A 16194-nucleotide genomic window follows, 5' to 3' on the forward strand; every position below is an offset into this window, starting at 1 on the left:
ACCGGGTCGCGTCCGTCCGACTGAAGCGGCAAAACTACCCGATAGTAGGTCTTTCTTCGCGGGGCCGGACCTGCATAGCGTTCCTTTATGACGAACCTCAAGGTCCGCACCGCGTCCGCACCGCTCGACCTCGAAGGCGGCCTCGCCTCCCTGCGCGGCGACTGCGCCCGAATGGCCCCGCACTGGACGGCCCCCGTCAAGGACAAGCAGACTCCCGTCGCCCCCTCCCTCCCCCACGGCGTCGTCGTGCCCGCCGAGTCCGCGCGGCTCATCGACTCGATGTCCGAGTACGGGGACTAGAGCGGACCGAAGAGGCGCCCGCGCGGGCCCTGGGGAGCGAGGAGGGAACCGCACGCTCCCCCGCTGCGTCCCATCGCTGTCCCCCGTATAGGGGATACGGCGTACGACGCAGCAGCTGAAGGAGCGATGCGGTGAGCACCGAGCAGACGCAGGATCGACACCGGGGGCGGTCCCCGCTGGCCGTCGCCTCGGTCGCGGCAGCGGTACTCCTCGTCGGTGGCGGTGGCGCGTATTTCGCGGCGACCTCGGCCGACGGGGACGGCCGCGGCGGGACTCCGGCCGCCGGCGAGGACTCCACTCCTCCGCCGCTGGCCCTGGACGGCTACCGGGAGGGCGGCACGGGCTCCACCTCGGGAATCGCGCCGGGCGAGCCCGACCCGAACGGCACCCGTTACCGGGCCGACGGCAAGCTCCCCACGGGGCCCGGCGACGCCCCCGTCTACCGGAGCGAGGGCAAGGTGACCGCGGCCGATGTCGCCGCGCTCGCCAGGACGCTCGACGCGCAGGGCGCCCCGCGCCTGGAGAACGGCGCCTGGAAGGTGGGCCCGGCGAAGGACGGCTCGGGCCCCTCACTCCAGGTGACCGAGCGGGCACCCGGCGCCTGGACGTACGCGCGCTACGCACCGTCCGCGGGCCACAAGTGCGCGAGCCCGACGAAGTGCACCGAGGCGCCGGGGAACGGCAGCGCCAAGGACGCCGTGAGCGAGGCCGCCGCGAAGAAGGCGGCCGCTCCGGTGCTCAAGGCGCTCGGCCAGGACGACGCGAAGCTCGACGCGCGCCAACTGATGGGCGCGATACGGGTGGTGAACGCGGAGCCGCGCGTGGGCGACCTGCCGACGTACGGCTGGACCACGGGCGTGCAGGTCGGCTCGGACGGCCAAGTGGTCGGCGGGAGCGGCCAGTTGAAGCAGCCGGTCAAGGGCGACACCTACCCCGTGATCAGCGCGCAGAAGACGCTCGATCTGCTCAACTCCGCGGCTGTCGGGGCCGGTCGCGTCGGCATCGGCGGCTGCGCGAGCCCGGTGCCGGTGAAGCAGCGGGACGAGGCGCCGTGCAAGGCGCCGACGAAGCTGCCCGCGGCGGAGCCCGTCCACGTCACGGGGGCCACGTTCGGGCTCGCGGTGCAGTTCACGCAGGGGCGGCAGATCCTCGTACCGTCGTGGCTGTTCCAGGTGAAGCCGCAGGGCGGGCAGGCGGCGTTCACGGTGACGCATCCCGCGGTGGACCCGAAGTTCCTGACGTCGCCGCACGCACCGGGGCCGGCCGACAAGCCGAGCCCGCGGCCGAGCGTCAGGCCCGGTGACCCGGGGACCGACACCCGCGACGTGCGCCCGGACAGCTACGCGGTGGACGGGCGGACGCTGACGGCGCACTTCACGGGCGGCGTGTGCAGCACCTACACGGCCGCCGCGACGGAGAAGGACGGCAAGGTCGCCCTGAAGGTCACGGAGACGCGGAAGAAGGGCACGGTCTGCATCGCGATGGCGAAGTTCTACACGCTGCCGGTGACGCTGGACGAGCCGCTCGACGGCCGCAAGGTCGTGGACTCGACGGACAGGGCGGTGCCGCACGCGGACGGCAAGCGGGGACAGGAGCCGGCGCCGCAGAGCTGACCCCCTGACGAAACACGAAGCGGCGGTTCCCCCTCGAGCAGGGAACCGCCGCTTCGTGTACGTACAGGCTCAGGCTCAGCTGAACGAGTCGCCGCAGGCGCAGGAACCCGTGGCGTTCGGGTTGTCGATCGTGAAGCCCTGCTTCTCGATGGTGTCGACGAAGTCGACGGAGGCGCCGCCCAGGTACGGGGCGCTCATGCGGTCGGTGACGACCTTGACGCCACCGAAGTCCTTCACGACGTCCCCGTCGAGGGAGCGCTCGTCGAAGAAGAGCTGGTAACGCAGGCCGGAGCAGCCTCCGGGCTGTACGGCGACGCGCAGCGCCAGGTCGTCGCGCCCTTCCTGGTCAAGGAGGGCCTTGACCTTGGCCGCGGCGGCGTCGGACAGGAGGATGCCGTCGCTCACGGTGGTGGTCTCGTCCGATACGGACATCTGCTTCTCTCCAGGGTTGTACGGAGACTGCTTGCCGACGTTCCAACCGGCGGGGCCGCGGTTTCATTCCGGCCCTGGCGCTCGTGTTTCGCCTCTCGGCGAGTTCGGCTTCCTTGCCCTTTCATGCTCGCACACCCCGCGCGCGGGAGGCACGGGCCGGTCCACGCGGATTGCGTCACATAGACACGATGGCCATCGTCATTCTGACGTGAAGCAGTTATGATAGATAGCGTCATTTCGACGAGAAGCCTCGCCGCACGAATGTCATAACAAGAAAGGGTGCGTGACGTGACCACGGCCCAGACCACCGTTGACCTGGATGTTCAGCCGACTCCGCTGGCTCTCCTGCTGCTCGGCCGCGAGGCCGACCCGCGGAGCGAGCGCGGCGTGGAGTGCCCTGGAGACCTGCCCTCCCCGTCCGACCCGGACCTGGTGGAGCGCGCCCGCGCGGCCAAGGAGAAGCTCGGGGACAAGGTCTTCGTGCTCGGCCACCACTACCAGCGCGACGAGGTCATCCAGTTCGCGGACGTCACCGGCGACTCCTTCAAGCTCGCCCGTGACGCGGCCGCCCGGCCGGAGGCCGAGTACATCGTCTTCTGCGGTGTGCACTTCATGGCCGAGTCCGCCGACATCCTCACCGGCGACGACCAGAAGGTGGTCCTGCCCGACCTGGCCGCCGGGTGCTCCATGGCCGACATGGCCACCGCCGAGCAGGTCGCCGAGTGCTGGGACGTGCTGACCGAGGCCGGCATCGCCGAGCAGGTCGTGCCCGTCTCGTACATGAACTCCTCCGCGGACATCAAGGCGTTCACCGGCAAGCACGGCGGCACGATCTGTACCTCGTCGAACGCGAAGAGGGCCCTCGACTGGGCCTTCGAGCAGGGCGAGAAGGTGCTCTTCCTGCCGGACCAGCACCTCGGCCGCAACACCGCCGTGCGGGACATGGGGATGTCCCTGGACGACTGCGTCCTGTACAACCCGCACAAGCCGAACGGCGGCCTGACGGCCGAGGAGCTGCGGAACGCGAAGATGATCCTGTGGCGCGGGCACTGCTCGGTGCACGGACGCTTCTCGATCGACTCGGTGAACGACGTCCGCGAGCGGATCCCCGGCGTACGGGTCCTGGTGCACCCCGAGTGCAAGCACGAGGTCGTCGCCGCGGCGGACGAGGTCGGCTCGACGGAGTACATCATCAAGGCCCTCGACGCGGCCCCGGCCGGGTCGAAGTGGGCGATCGGCACCGAGCTCAACCTGGTGCGGCGCCTCGCCAACGCGCACCCGGACAAGGAGATCGTCTTCCTCGACAAGACGGTCTGCTTCTGCTCGACGATGAACCGCATCGACCTGCCGCACCTGGTGTGGGCCCTGGAGTCCCTGGCCGAGGGCAACCTGGTCAACCGGATCGAGGTCGACCGCGAGACCGAGCAGTTCGCGAAGCAGGCGCTGGAGCGGATGCTGGCGCTGCCGTAGGCGCGAAAGCCGTAGAAAGCCCGGAGCCCGGGTCCCCCATCGAGGCGGGACCCGGGCTCCGGGCTTTGTGCCGAAAGGGTCAGACGCCCGCCGGCTCCGGCTCGCCGGACTCGGACTCCGAGGCCTCCGCGGCCTCCGGTCCGGCCGTCACCCCGGCCTTCTTCGCCCGCTTCGCCTCGCGCTTCTTGCGGCGCCGCTCCTTGCGGAGCTCCAGCATCGCGTAGAGCGTCGGGACGAGGAGGAGCGTCAGGAGCGTCGACGTGATCAGACCGCCGATCACCACCACCGCGAGCGGCTGGGCGATGAAGCCGCCCTCTCCGGTGACGCCGAGCGCCATCGGGAGCAGGGCGAAGATCGTCGCCAGGGCCGTCATGAGGATCGGGCGCAGACGGTGGCGACCGCCCTCGATGACCGCCTCGATCGTGCCGTAGCCCTCCTTGCGGTACTGGTTGATCAGGTCGATCAGGACGATCGCGTTGGTGACCACGATGCCGATGAGCATCAGCATGCCGATCATCGCCGGGACGCCCATCGGGGTGCCGGTGGCGATGAGCAGGCCGATCGCGCCGGTCGCCGCGAACGGGATCGAGACCAGCAGGATCAGCGGCTGCGCCAGCGAGCGGAACGTGGCGACCAGAAGCATGAACACGATCGCGATCGCGGCCAGCATCGCGAGGCCGAGGTTCTTGAACGCGTCGTCCTGGTCGGACGTGACGCCGCCGATCGTGGCCTTCGCGCCCGCGGGCAGCTTCAGCGCCTTGATCTTCGTCTGGAGGTCGGCGCTGACCGCGCCGGTGTTGTCACCGGTCGGCCTGGCCGTGATCGTCGCGGCGCGGGCGCCGTCGATCCGGGTCATGGAGACCGGCCCGTCCACCAGCTTCACCGTGGCGATGTCGCCGAGCTTCAGACCGCGGGGGCCCATCGGGAGCTTCTTGAGCTCGTCCATGGTCGTGGCGGGCTTCGCCGACTTCACGACGACGTCGCGCTCGGTGTCGTCGAGGATCGCCTTGCCGCTGGTCGTACCGCGCACGGCCTGGCCGACGGCCGCGCCGAGCGTGGTGTCGTTGAACCCGGCGGCCGCGGCCTTGGAATTGGCCTTGACCGAGATGCGCGGGACCGACTGCGACAGGTCGCTGGTGACGTCCGTGACGCCGTCGAGCTCGGCGACCTCGTCGCGGACCTCGTCGGCCGCCTTGCGCAGGACCTGGCCATCGGCCGCCTTCACCACGACGCTCAGGTCCTGGCTGCCGAAGCCGTCACCGGCCGCGATGGTGGTCCGGCCGATCCCGGCGAGCTCACCGAGACCCTTCTCGATGCGGTCCTGGGTCTTCTCGAACGACGCCTTGTCCTTCAGCGTCACCTGGTACGACGCCTGGTTGGTGTCGGTGCCGCCGCCGAAGGCCGCCATGAAGCCGGACGAGCCGATGGTGACCTGGTAGTCCTTGACCGAGTCGACGCCGTCGAGCAGCTTCTCGACCTTCTTCGCCGCGGCGTCGGTCGCCGCCAGGCTGGTGCCCGGCTTCAGCTCCTGCTTGATGGACAGGACTTCCTGCTCGCCCTGGTCGAAGAAGTTCGTCTTCAGCATGGGGGCCATGCCGAACGTGCCGACCAGGACCACGACCGCGATCAGGACGCTGGTGAGGCGGCGACGGGTCGCGAAGCGCAGGACGGGGACGTAGATCCGCTGGAGCCAGGACCGCGCCTCCTTCTCCTCCGCCTTGCGGCGCGCCTCCTCCGGATCGACGCCCTTGATCGCCTTGGGCGGGCGCAGGAACCAGTACGACAGGACCGGGACGACGGTGAGCGAGACGATCAGCGAGGCCAGCAGGGCCGCCGTGACCGTCAGCGAGAACGAGCCGAACAGCTCGCCGACCATGCCGCCGACCAGGCCGATGGGCAGGAAGACGGCGACGGTGGTCAGGGTGGACGACGTGACGGCGCCCGCGACCTCGCGGACCGCCTTGAGGATCGCCTCCTGGCGCTCCTCGCCGTAGCCGAGGTGCCGCTTGATGTTCTCCAGGACGACGATGGAGTCGTCCACGACGCGGCCGATCGCGATGGTCAGCGCGCCGAGCGTGAGCATGTTGAGCGAGAGGTCACGGGTCCACAGGACGATCAGGGCCAGGACGACCGAGAGCGGGATCGAGACCGCGGTGACCAGGGTCGAGCGGATCGACGCCAGGAAGACCAGGATGACGAGGACGGCGAAGAGGAGGCCGAGCGCGCCCTCCGTCGTCAGGCCGTCGATGGACTTGGAGACGGCCGGGCCCTGGTCGCTGACGACCGTGAGCTTCGCGCCGGTGCCGAGGTCCTTGCGCAGGTCGGGGAGCTTGTCCTTGACCGCGTCGGAGATGGCGACCGCGCTGCCGTCGTGGTCCATGGTGACCATGACCGCGAGGCTGGGTTTGCCGTCGGTGCGGGTGATCGAGTCGGCCTTCGCGGGCCGCTGCGCGACCTCGGCGACGTCACCGAGGCGTACGGGCTTCCTGACGCCCTCGCCGGTGACCATCAGGTCCTCGATCTGCTTCAGGGAGGTGAAGCCGCCGCCGACCTGGACGGTGCGGTTGCTGCCGCCCTCGTCGAAGGAGCCGGCGGGCAGGGTCGCGCCACCCGCCTGGAGGGACTGGCCGAGCGCGGCCTGGCTGATGCCGGCCGCGGCGAGCTTCTTGTCGTCGGGGGTGACGGTGACCTGGAGGTCGCGCACACCGTCGACGGTGACCTGGCCGACGCCGTCGATGTCCTTGAGGGACGGGACGACGGTCTTGTCGAGCTGGTCGGCGAGCGCCTGCTGGTCCTTGTCGGACGTGACGGCGAGGACGACGGTCGGGATGTCGTCCGTGGAGCCCGCGATGACCTGCGGGTCGACGTCGTCGGGGAGCTGGGCGCGGGCCCGGTTCACGGCCTGCTGGACGTCGGCGACGAGCTGCTTGGAGCCGTTGCCGTAGTCGAACTGGGCCATGATCACGGCGTTGCCCTCGCTCGCCGTGGAGGTGATGCCGGTGATGCCGTCGACCGCCTCGATGGTCGACTCGAGCGGCTCGATGACCTGCTTCTCGACCACGTCGGGAGACGCGCCCTGGTACGGGGCCAGGACGGACACCATGGGCAGTTCGATGGAGGGCAGCAGCTGCTGCTTGAGCTGGGGTATCGCGATGGCGCCGAAGACGATCGCGATGATCGACATCAGCCCGATCAGGGCCCGTTGAGCGAGGCTGAATCTCGACAGCCAGGACATGGTGTGGGTCTCTCTCTGTGGCAGGCGCGGCAGGAGGAGGCCCCGGGCGGCCGGGGGACGCGGGTGCGTCCGAAGAGACGTGCGGGGCCCCCTACACCCTCAGTCATGCGCGAGGGCGGATCCGTAGCTCCCAGGTCCCGTTCTTATGCGCCGCATACTGCGCCCGTAGTACGCGGAGGCCCCGGCTCACTCCACCCTTGGACGGACCAGGCCCGATTCGTACGCGATTACTACGAGTTGGGCACGGTCCCGCGCGCCGAGCTTGGCCATGGCGCGGTTCACATGGGTCTTGACCGTGAGCGGGCTGACCTGGAGGCGCTCCGCGATCTCGTCGTTCGAGTGGCCGCCGGCGACCTGGACGAGGACCTCGCGCTCGCGGGTGGTCAGCGCGGCGAGACGTTCGCCGTGGGCGCCGCCGGGGCGGGCGCCGTCCTCCCAGTCGCCGTACCCCTCGCCCTGGGCGAGGAACTTGGCGATCAGGCCCTTGGTGGCGACCGGCGACAGGAGCGCCTCGCCCGCGGCGGCGATCCGCACGGCGCCGAGGAGCTCCTCGGGTTCGGCGCCCTTGCCGAGGAAGCCGGAGGCGCCCGCGCGCAGCGACTGGACGACGTACTCGTCGACCTCGAACGTCGTGAGCATCACGACGCGTACGTGTGCCAGTTCGGGGTCGGCGCTGATCAGGCGGGTCGCGGCGAGTCCGTCGGTGCCGGGCATCCGGATGTCCATGAGAACGACATCGGCCTTCTCGGATTTGGCGAGGCCGACCGCCTCCGCGCCGTCCGAGGCCTCGCCGACGACGAGCATGTCGGGTTCGGAGTCCACGAGGACGCGGAAGGCACTGCGCAGCAGGGCCTGGTCGTCGGCGAGCAGTACCCGAATGGTCATCCGGCGTCCCCCGTGTCCGTGGCGAGGCCCGCGGTGGCGCGGGCCTGGACGGGAAGGATCGCATGGACGCGGAACCCGCCCCCGTAGCGCGGTCCCGCCGAGCAGCTGCCGCCGATCGCGGCGACGCGCTCGCGCATGCCGAGGAGACCGTGGCCGCCGCTGTCGGGCGAGGGCTGCTCGGTGCCGGGCCCGTTGTCCAGGATCGTGACCTCGATGTTCGGGCCTACGCGCACGACGCTGACCTCGGCCTTGGCCTCGGTGCCCGCATGCTTCTGCACATTGGTCAGGGCCTCCTGGATGATCCGGTAGGCGGCCAGGTCGACGGCGGCCTGCAGGCCGGTGGCCCGGTCGGCGCAGGCGACCTCGACGGGCAGGCCGGCGTTGCGGAACGTACCGACGAGGTCTTCGAGGCGGTCGAGTCCCGGCGCCGGTTCGGTGGGCGCCTCCGGATCGCCGGACTGCCTCAACAGGCCCACGGTGGCGCGGAGTTCGTTGAGCGCGGAGCGGCTCGCCTCGCGCACGTGCGACAGGGCCTCCTTGGCCTGGTCGGGGCGCTTGTCCATGACGTGCGAGGCGACGCCCGCCTGGACGTTGACCAGGGCGATGTGGTGCGCGACGACGTCGTGCAGGTCGCGGGCGATGCGCAGGCGCTCCTCGGCGACCCGGCGCCGGGCCTCCTCCTCCCGTGTGCGCTCGGCCCGCTCGGCCCGCTCGCGGATCGCGTCGACGAACGCGCGCCGGCTGCGCACCGCGTCCCCGGCCGCGGCGGCCATGCCGGTCCAGGCGAAGACGCCGAGGTTCTCCTGCGTGTACCAGGGCAGAGGGCCGGCCAGCATGGCGGCGCCGGAGAGGAGGGCCATGGTGGCGAGGCCGACGCGCCACGTGGTGGGGCGGTCGGTGGTGGCGGCGACGGTGTAGAGCGCGACGACGGCGCTCATCGCGACGGGCGCGCGGGGGTCGCCGGTGACGAGTTCGGCCAGGGTGACGGCGGAGGTGGCCGCGAGGACCGCCATGGGCGCGCGGCGGCGCAGGACGAGGGCGGCCGCACCGAGCACCATGAGGACGACGCTGAGGACCTGGGGGCTGCGGGTGCCCCAGGTGGGGGTGCCGTCGCGGCCGCCGTTCGGATCGGCGAAGGAGGCGGCGATCATGCAGAGCAGCACCGCCGCCGCGAGTGCGGCGTCCATGGCCCGGGGGTGAGTCCTGGCCCAGCGTACGAAGGGGGTCACCGGCGTCACGGTATCGCCCCCTCGTCCGTGCGCGGCAGGCCCGTCCATCAGCGGTGCGCGCGACGGGCCGCGTACCGGGGGCAGGGGCTCAGCCAGGGATCAGGCCCTCGTCGCTGAGCATCTCCCTGACCTCTTCCAAGGTCGCGTCCGGGGACGGAAGAATAAGTTCCGAGGGTTCGAGCGAAGCGTCGGGCAGCGGGGTGCCGACGGAGCGGACCGTTTCGAGCAGGGCGTTGAGCGTGCGGCGGAAACCGGGGCCGTCCCCGTTCTCCATCTCGGCCAGGAGCTCGTTGTCGAGCTTGTTGAGCTCGGTGAAGTGGCTGTCGGCCAGCTCCACCTGCCCCTCCCCCATGATCCGTACGATCATGACGCCCTCCTCGGCGTGGGACTACTGCTTGTCGAAGCGCGGGGTGTCCTGCGGCGTCTGCGTCGGGGACTGCTGGCCCTGACCGCCCTCGATGGCCTGCTGCGAGGAGGAGGAGCCGCCCGACAGTTCGGCCTTCATCCGCTGGAGTTCCAGCTCTACATCCGTACCACCGGAGAGGCGGTCCAGCTCGCTCTGGATGTCGTCCTTGGCGAGGCCGGACTGGTCGTCGAGGGCGCCGGAGGCAAGCAGCTCGTCGATCGCGCCGGCCCGGGCCTGGAGCTGCGCCGTCTTGTCCTCGGCACGCTGGATGGCCATGCCCACGTCGCCCATCTCCTCGGAGATGCCGGAGAAGGCCTCTCCGATGCGGGTCTGCGCCTGGGCCGCGGTGTAGGTCGCCTTGATCGTCTCCTTCTTCGTACGGAAGGCGTCGACCTTGGCCTGGAGGCGCTGCGCCGCGAGGGTGAGCTTCTCCTCCTCGCCCTGAAGGGTCTGGTGCTGTGTCTCCAGGTCGGTGACCTGCTGCTGGAGCGCTGCCCGGCGCGAGAGCGCCTCGCGGGCCAGGTCCTCGCGGCCGAGCGCGAGCGCCTTGCGGCCCTGGTCCTCCAGCTTGGACGACTGGGTCTGGAGCTGGTTGAGCTGCAGCTCCAGGCGCTTGCGCGAGGTCGCCACGTCGGCGACGCCGCGGCGCACCTTCTGGAGCAGCTCCAGCTGCTTCTGGTACGAGTAATCGAGGGTCTCGCGCGGGTCCTCGGCCCGGTCAAGGGCCTTGTTCGCCTTCGCGCGGAAGATCATCCCCATACGCTTCATGACACCGCTCATGGGCTTCGCGCGCCCCCTTCTGACAGATCCAGCAGACGTCCAGCACCAGCACTGCGACAGAACCCACAGTACGGGTCCTGCCTCTATTACCGCACTGTTCAGGTGCGGATGCGCTCATCCCCAAGGACGACTGCGTCCGGTCCCGCTCCGGCGCAGGGAGTAGGTGCCCCCTGGGGTGGCCGGTTCGACGAGCACGCGGTGCAGCTGCCGGGAACGCTCAGCAACACTGACGCAGGGTGTTGCCGGATCGTTCCCCACTCGCCTCTGGTCCATGCGCGCGCACCACGTACCCTTGGGTTTTGTGTTCCGTAGCCGATCCAAGGACGAGAAGGCCCCGGCCGCCAAGGCACCGGTGACCAACTCCACGCAGCCCCGTGACCCGCAGGCCCCCAAGGGCCGCCCCACGCCCAAGCGCAGCCAGGCCCAGACCCAGCGCCGCAGCGTGGCCAATACGCCGACGACCCGCAAGGAGGCGTCGAAGCGGCAGCGTGACGAGCGCCGCACCGCGATGGAGAGGCAGCGCCAGGCGCTCGCCAGCGGTGACGAGCGTTATCTTCCCGCCCGCGACAAGGGTCCGGTGCGAAAGTTCGCGCGCGACTTCGTCGACTCGCGCTTCTGCATCGCCGAGTTCTTCCTGCCCCTGGCGGTGGTCATCCTCGTGATGACCATGATCCGGATTCCGAGCCTCCAGAACATCGCGCTGCTGCTCTGGCTCATCGTGATCGTGCTGATCGTCCTCGACTCGGTCGTGACGGCGTTCCGCCTGAAGAAGCGCCTGGCCGAGAAGTTCCCGAACGAGCCGAAGAAGGGCGCCGTCGCGTACGCCCTGATGCGCACGCTCCAGATGCGCCGGCTCCGTCTGCCCAAGCCCCAGGTCAAGCGCGGGGAGCGGCCCTGAGCACGGAGGCCTTCTCCGGCGGCGCCGCGGCGTCCTGGCTCGGGAAGCTGAGCGGTCTGCGCAATTCCGTACGCCAGGAGCTCGTGGCCCGGCAGCTCGACGAGCAGCTGGCCGCGCGCTACCCCGTCGGGCAGCGGCTGCGCATCCTCGACGTCGGCATGGGCCAGGGCACGCAGGCCCTGCGCCTCGCGCGTGCCGGGCATCAGGTGACCGGGGTCGAGCAGGATCCCGGGATGGTCGCCGTCGCGCGGGCCGCGCTCGCCGAGGAGCCCGAGGGCATCCGCGGCCGGGTGCGCCTCGTGGAGGGCGACGGCCGTGAGACCGGGGTGCACTTCCTGCCCGGCAGCTTCGACGTGGTCCTGTGCCACGGGGTCCTGATGTACGTCGAGGACCCCGACGCGCTGCTCGCGGGCCTGGCGCGGATGCTGGCCCCCGGCGGCCTGCTCTCGCTCCTCGTGCGCAACGGTGACGCGCTCGCCATGCGGCCCGGCCTCGCCGGGGACTGGCAGGCGGCGCTCGGCTCCTTCGACACCCTCTCGTACCGCAACCGGCTCGGGCTCGACGTGCGGGCCGACCGGCTCGACGCGCTGACCGCGACGCTGGCCGGGATCGGGGCTCCACTGCACGCCTGGTACGGAGTGCGGGTCTTCACGGACACGGCGGGGGACGACGCCCCCGTGCCGCCGCCCGGCGAGTTCCACACGCTGCTCGCGGCGGAGGAGCGGGCGGGCCGCACGGAGCCGTACCGCCGGGTGGCGGCGTTGCTGCACCTGTGCGGCGTGCGGGGCTGAGGGTCCCGGCGCGCACCACGGTCGCCGATTCTCGGTGACGTGCACGAGGAGCGGGGCCGAGAAGACGGTCGAGGTCACGCCCGGCGAGATCCGGGACGGACGCATCGGGAGCGAAAGGGGCGGCCACCCGTGCGGGTCGCCGCCCCTCTCGGCGTTCCGGAAGGTGCTGCGGACCTACGCGGGCGCGTCCTCCGCATGCAGGCCCATCGGACCATAGATCTTCGCGTCGTCCTCGAAGAGGCTGACCTGGTCGGCGCCGCCTTCGGCGAGGGCCTTCCAGTACTCGCCGATCCACGACTCCGCGTCGCCCTGAGTCGTGAACTCCTCGGGCTGCACCGCCGGCTGGACCTCCGTCCCGTCCGACTTCTCGAACCTCCACGTCCACGCCGCCATGTCAGCCTCCAGGGAGTCAACGGACCAGCTCACGGTCTGAGTACTGCCCGGAAGCCTATCCGGGCGAGCGCCGCTCGCGGTGGCGCGGGAGGATCTTCCCGTGGAACTCACTCTGCTCGGCACCGGCGCACCCACCGGCCTGCCCCGCCCCGACTGCCCCTGCGCGGCCTGCGCCACCGCCCTCGGGCCGGGTGCGCGCGCCGCGACCGCGCTCCTGATCGACGGCACGCTGATGCTCGACCTGACGCCGGGGGCGGCGTTCGCCGCCGCCCGCTCGGGGCACAGCCTCAGCGGCGTACGGCAGGTACTGCTCTCGCATCCGCACGACGGGCCGCCCGTCGAGGTGCCGGCGGGGCTCGTGTCGCCGGGCCGGGTGCCGGACGGGAGCGAGTTGGCGCTGCTGACCGGGCACCGGGTACGGGCCCTGCCGATGGACTCGCCGGGGACGGGCTACGAGGTGACCGGGCCGGACGGCGAGCGGCTGCTGTACCTGCCGCCGGGCGCGGCGCCCGCGGGCTTCGAGGAGGCCGAGCGGCCGTACGAGATGGTGCTCGCCGACATCGTGGACCGCCCGGACGCGGCGGCCAGGCTGCGGGCCGTGGGGGCGATCGGCGCGACGACCGATCTGCTCGCGGTCCACATCGACCACGACGTGCCGCCCGGTCCGGAGCTGACGCGCCGTCTGGCGGCGGCGGGCGCACGGGCCGTGCCGGACGGGACGACGCTCGTGGTGGGGGCGTACGAGGACGTGCCGGACGTGCCGCGCAGGACGCTGGTCCTCGGTGGGGCGAGGTCCGGGAAGTCGGTCGAGGCCGAGCGGCGCCTCGAGGCGTTCCCGGGCGTGCTGTACGTGGCGACGGGCGGCACGCGGGGCGGGGACACCGAGTGGTCGCAGCGGGTGGCACTGCACCGCGAGCGGCGTCCCGGCTCCTGGAACACGACGGAGACGTGCGACCTCGTGCCGCTCCTCGCGCAGGACGGTCCCCCGCTGCTCATCGACTGCCTGTCCCTGTGGCTGACGTACGCCATGGACGAGGTGCGGGCCTGGGACGACGCGGAGTGGGCGGGCGGCGGGGAGCGGGCGCTGCGCGAGAAGGTCGCGGCGCTGACGGAGGCCGTGCGGAACACCTCGCGCACGGTCGTCGCCGTGTCGAACGAGGTGGGTTCCGGGATCGTCCCGGCCACCGCGTCGGGCCGCCGCTACCGGGACGAACTGGGGCGCCTGAACACGGCGTTCGCCGCCGAGTGCGAACAGGTACTGCTCGTGGTGGCCGGGCAGGCGCTCGTGCTGCGCGGCTGACACGGGGCGTCCGGCCAGGCCTCTCAGACCTCGGTCAGCTGCGGGTCCCTGCCGGGTCCCGCGGTGTTCTTGCGGGCCACGACCCGGTAGGCGTTGGAGAAGCGGGTGCGGCCCGCGAGCGGGGCGAGCAGTTGGTCCGCCGCGTAGGCCGCGGCGACGAGGGGCACGACGGCGTACGTGAGGGCCGTGCGCAGCCCGCGCTGGAGCGGGGTGGGGGCCTTGCTGCGCCAGGGTGCGTCGGCGCTCGGCAGCCAGTGGCCGAGGAACAGGGCGAGGCCGGCGGTGAGGTCGAGCGGGACGTGCGCCTCGCGGCGGTCGGTCGCGACGACCGTGTAGCCGAGGCGCTCCAGCTCGCGGCTGAGGTTGTCCATGGGGATGAGGTGCAGGTGCTGGGGCTGGAAGTACGACACCCACCACTTGCCGAGCAGCTTCGCGTAGCGGCTCTCGGGGTCGGGAACCTCGACGAGGAGGTGGCCGCCGGGGCGCAGGACGGTGCGGGCGGCCTTGAGTTCCTCGCGCGGGTCGGTGGCGTGCTCCAGGTAGTGGAACATGCTCAGCGCGTCGTAGCGTCCCGCGAGCGCGGGGGCGAGTTCGGTGAGGGTGCCGCGGTGGGCCTCCTCGACGCGGCCGGCCCTGCGGCCCTCCTCGACGGCGGCTCCGGCGTCGAGCCCGTCGAAGGCCGTGTACGGGTGGACCTCCTTGGCGGCCGCCGGGAAGTGGCCCTGCCCGGTGGCGACGTCCAGCCAGCTCTCCGGCTCGATGAGGGCCAGCAGGGTGCGGGCGGCGGCGCGGTGGCGCCGGGCGGAGCGCCGCGCGGAGTGCTGGGCGTTCAGGAGCCGGGCGGAGTGGCCGGCGTTGAGCCCGTCGTAGAAGTCCCGGTAGTAGAAGGCCAGTCCCTCGGGAGTCAGGCGCGGGTTCTGGAAGGAGTGCGAGCAGGCGCGGCACTGGTCGACGACGAAGCTGCCGGGCTTGTGCTGGAGGAGGTCGGTGGTCCGCAGCCGGGTGCGCAGGCGGCCGGAGCCGCACCAGGGGCAGTCGGTCCTGCGCGGCTCGTGGAACCGGTCGGTGCCCTGGGCGAGTTCGGTGAGATAGGCGGGCCGCCGCTCGGCGACGGCCTCGGTCGTGGGGGTCATCACGAACTCCTGTGGGACGGTCCGAAGGGCGCCACACCGCCCTGGGGCGATACGACAATCCGGGGCATCCAGGAACGTAAAGGATCACGGAGAGACCCGCAATGACGCTGCGGACGCGATGCATCGCATGGCGTAACACCACGTCATGCGCCACGTCGGGGAACGGCCGGTACTGTTCGGCGAATGAGCTCGCTGAATCTCGACGACTTCACCGATCTGATCGAGCGCCCCGACGGCGGGACGCGCCGCGACGCCGAGGAACGCCGTGCCCGCTTCGCGGTGCCGCCCGGCGCGCTCGGCCGCCTCGACGAGCTGGGCGAGTGGCTGTCGGCCGCCCAGGCCGCCGTGCCGGTCAAGCCGCTGGAGCGGCCGCGCGTGGTGCTGTTCGCGGGTGACCACGGGATCGCGCAACTCGGGGTGTCGGCGCGGCCCGCGGGAAGTGCCGCGGCGCTGGTGCGCCAGGCCATCGAGGGCGGGAGCGCGTCGGCGATCCTCGCGCGGCGCCTGGGTGTTCCCGTACGGGTCGTCGACATGTCGCTGGACTGCGAGCCCGGCGAGCTGCCCGCCGAGGTCGTACGGCACCGAGTGCGCAGGTCGTCCGGGCGCATCGACGTCGAGGACGCGCTGACGCCCGAGGAGGCGGAGGCCGCGTTCCGCGCGGGCATGGCCGTCGCCGACGAGGAGGCGGACTCCGGCACGGATCTGGTGGTCCTCGGGGATCTCAGCGTGGGCGGGACGACGGCGGCCGCGACGCTGATCGCGGCGCTGTGCGGGACGGACGCGTCCGTGGTGACCGGGCGCGGCGGCTCGCCGATCGACGACCTGGCGTGGATGCGCAAGTGCGCGGCCGTGCGGGACGCCCTGCGGCGGGCCAGGCCCGTGCTCGGCGACCAACTGGCGCTGCTCGGCGCGGTGGGCGGCGCGGACCTCGCCGCCGCGACCGGGTTCCTTCTGCAGAGCGCGGTGCGGCGTACGCCGGTGATCCTGGACGGCGTCGTGTCGGCGGCGTGCGCGCTCGTCGGACAGCGGATCGCGTTCCGGGCGCCGGACTGGTGGCTGGCGGGCCAGTCGAGCGGGGAGCCCGCGCAGGCGAAGGCGCTGGACCGGATGGCGATGGAGCCGCTGCTCGACCAGGGCGTGACAGTGGGCGAGGGAGCGGGGGCGCTGCTCGCGCTGCCGCTGGTACAGGCCGCCGCGGCGCTGGCGGCGGAGCTGCCGGAGGCCCCGCAGGCCGTAGAGGAGTCGCCGGCCGCCGAGGAGCCGGAGACCGCCGACGCGACCGAGTAGGGCACAGGGCGCGCCATTTTGACGGCGGGTCGCGGCGGGTTC

At 71.8% G+C, this 16194-nt stretch carries 15 protein-coding genes; 7 read left to right on the plus strand and 8 right to left on the minus strand.

All coding sequences use genetic code 11. The annotated features are described in order from the left end of the window. Positions 1 to 87 precede the first annotated feature (87 nt). Both LGI35_RS14700 and LGI35_RS14705 read left to right on the plus strand, forming a co-directional pair. The gene (locus tag LGI35_RS14700) at positions 88 to 300 is read left to right on the plus strand and encodes a hypothetical protein (RefSeq protein WP_227294291.1); all 213 of its coding nucleotides are present in this window, start codon (positions 88 to 90) and stop codon (positions 298 to 300) included. 131 nt (positions 301 to 431) lie between these two features. Continuing rightward, the gene (locus LGI35_RS14705; protein ID WP_227294292.1) at positions 432 to 1913 is read left to right on the plus strand and encodes a hypothetical protein; all 1482 of its coding nucleotides are present in this window, start codon (positions 432 to 434) and stop codon (positions 1911 to 1913) included. Positions 1914 to 1988: 75 nt separating this feature from the next. Here the strand turns inward: LGI35_RS14705 and LGI35_RS14710 are convergent, their stop codons facing one another. Next, positions 1989 to 2345 (minus strand): iron-sulfur cluster assembly accessory protein, encoded by a 357-nt coding sequence (locus LGI35_RS14710; protein WP_100592151.1) that lies wholly within the window; start codon positions 2343 to 2345, stop codon positions 1989 to 1991. A gap of 279 nt (positions 2346 to 2624) precedes the next feature. Here LGI35_RS14710 and nadA point away from each other — a divergent pair, with 279 nt between their 5' ends. Continuing rightward, positions 2625 to 3815, plus strand: coding sequence for a quinolinate synthase NadA (nadA, locus tag LGI35_RS14715; RefSeq protein ID WP_227294293.1), 1191 nt, complete (start codon positions 2625 to 2627; stop codon positions 3813 to 3815). 79 nt (positions 3816 to 3894) lie between these two features. Here nadA and LGI35_RS14720 read toward each other — a convergent pair whose 3' ends face one another. The 5 genes from LGI35_RS14720 to LGI35_RS14740 form a co-directional block, all read right to left on the minus strand. After that, positions 3895 to 7050, minus strand: a complete 3156-nt coding sequence (locus LGI35_RS14720) for an efflux RND transporter permease subunit (protein WP_227294294.1) — start codon at positions 7048 to 7050, stop codon at positions 3895 to 3897. A gap of 186 nt (positions 7051 to 7236) precedes the next feature. Next, entirely contained in the window at positions 7237 to 7935 is a 699-nt protein-coding gene (locus LGI35_RS14725; protein ID WP_227294295.1) for a response regulator, read from the minus strand. After that, positions 7932 to 9164 carry a sensor histidine kinase gene (locus tag LGI35_RS14730; RefSeq protein WP_423835706.1) on the minus strand — a complete coding sequence of 411 codons (1233 nt, stop codon included), beginning with the start codon at positions 9162 to 9164 and terminating at the stop codon, positions 7932 to 7934. The genes LGI35_RS14725 and LGI35_RS14730 overlap by 4 nt, the downstream gene beginning before the upstream one ends. Positions 9165 to 9252: 88 nt before the next feature. After that, on the minus strand, positions 9253 to 9531 hold the full coding sequence (gene pspAA / locus LGI35_RS14735) for a PspA-associated protein PspAA (protein ID WP_227294296.1): 279 nt from the start codon (positions 9529 to 9531) through the stop codon (positions 9253 to 9255). A gap of 21 nt (positions 9532 to 9552) precedes the next feature. Continuing rightward, positions 9553 to 10350, minus strand: a complete 798-nt coding sequence (locus tag LGI35_RS14740) for a PspA/IM30 family protein (RefSeq protein ID WP_116502507.1) — start codon at positions 10348 to 10350, stop codon at positions 9553 to 9555. Between the two features lie 271 nt (positions 10351 to 10621). Here LGI35_RS14740 and LGI35_RS14745 point away from each other — a divergent pair, with 271 nt between their 5' ends. Together LGI35_RS14745 and LGI35_RS14750 are read left to right on the plus strand one after the other, a co-directional pair. Then, on the plus strand, positions 10622 to 11248 hold the full coding sequence (locus LGI35_RS14745; protein WP_227294297.1) for a DUF3043 domain-containing protein: 627 nt from the start codon (positions 10622 to 10624) through the stop codon (positions 11246 to 11248). An 83-nt stretch (positions 11249 to 11331) separates the two neighbouring features. Beyond that, positions 11332 to 12039 (plus strand): class I SAM-dependent methyltransferase, encoded by a 708-nt coding sequence (locus LGI35_RS14750; RefSeq protein WP_227294298.1) that lies wholly within the window; start codon positions 11332 to 11334, stop codon positions 12037 to 12039. Positions 12040 to 12213: 174 nt separating this feature from the next. On the opposite strand, the gene LGI35_RS14755 is transcribed toward LGI35_RS14750, so the two are convergent. Continuing rightward, positions 12214 to 12432 (minus strand): hypothetical protein, encoded by a 219-nt coding sequence (locus LGI35_RS14755; protein ID WP_227300306.1) that lies wholly within the window; start codon positions 12430 to 12432, stop codon positions 12214 to 12216. Positions 12433 to 12532: 100 nt separating this feature from the next. On the opposite strand from LGI35_RS14755, the gene LGI35_RS14760 reads away from it, so the two are divergent. Next, the gene (locus LGI35_RS14760) at positions 12533 to 13732 is read left to right on the plus strand and encodes a bifunctional adenosylcobinamide kinase/adenosylcobinamide-phosphate guanylyltransferase (protein WP_227294299.1); all 1200 of its coding nucleotides are present in this window, start codon (positions 12533 to 12535) and stop codon (positions 13730 to 13732) included. 23 nt (positions 13733 to 13755) lie between these two features. Here the strand turns inward: LGI35_RS14760 and LGI35_RS14765 are convergent, their stop codons facing one another. Beyond that, positions 13756 to 14865 (minus strand): class I SAM-dependent methyltransferase, encoded by a 1110-nt coding sequence (locus LGI35_RS14765; protein ID WP_227294300.1) that lies wholly within the window; start codon positions 14863 to 14865, stop codon positions 13756 to 13758. A 183-nt stretch (positions 14866 to 15048) separates the two neighbouring features. Here LGI35_RS14765 and cobT point away from each other — a divergent pair, with 183 nt between their 5' ends. Beyond that, entirely contained in the window at positions 15049 to 16152 is a 1104-nt protein-coding gene (gene cobT, locus LGI35_RS14770) for a nicotinate-nucleotide--dimethylbenzimidazole phosphoribosyltransferase (protein ID WP_227294301.1), read from the plus strand. Positions 16153 to 16194 lie beyond the last annotated feature (42 nt).

This window comes from Streptomyces longhuiensis (genome assembly GCF_020616555.1).
In the GTDB taxonomy this organism is placed as follows: Bacteria; Actinomycetota; Actinomycetes; order Streptomycetales; family Streptomycetaceae; genus Streptomyces; species Streptomyces longhuiensis.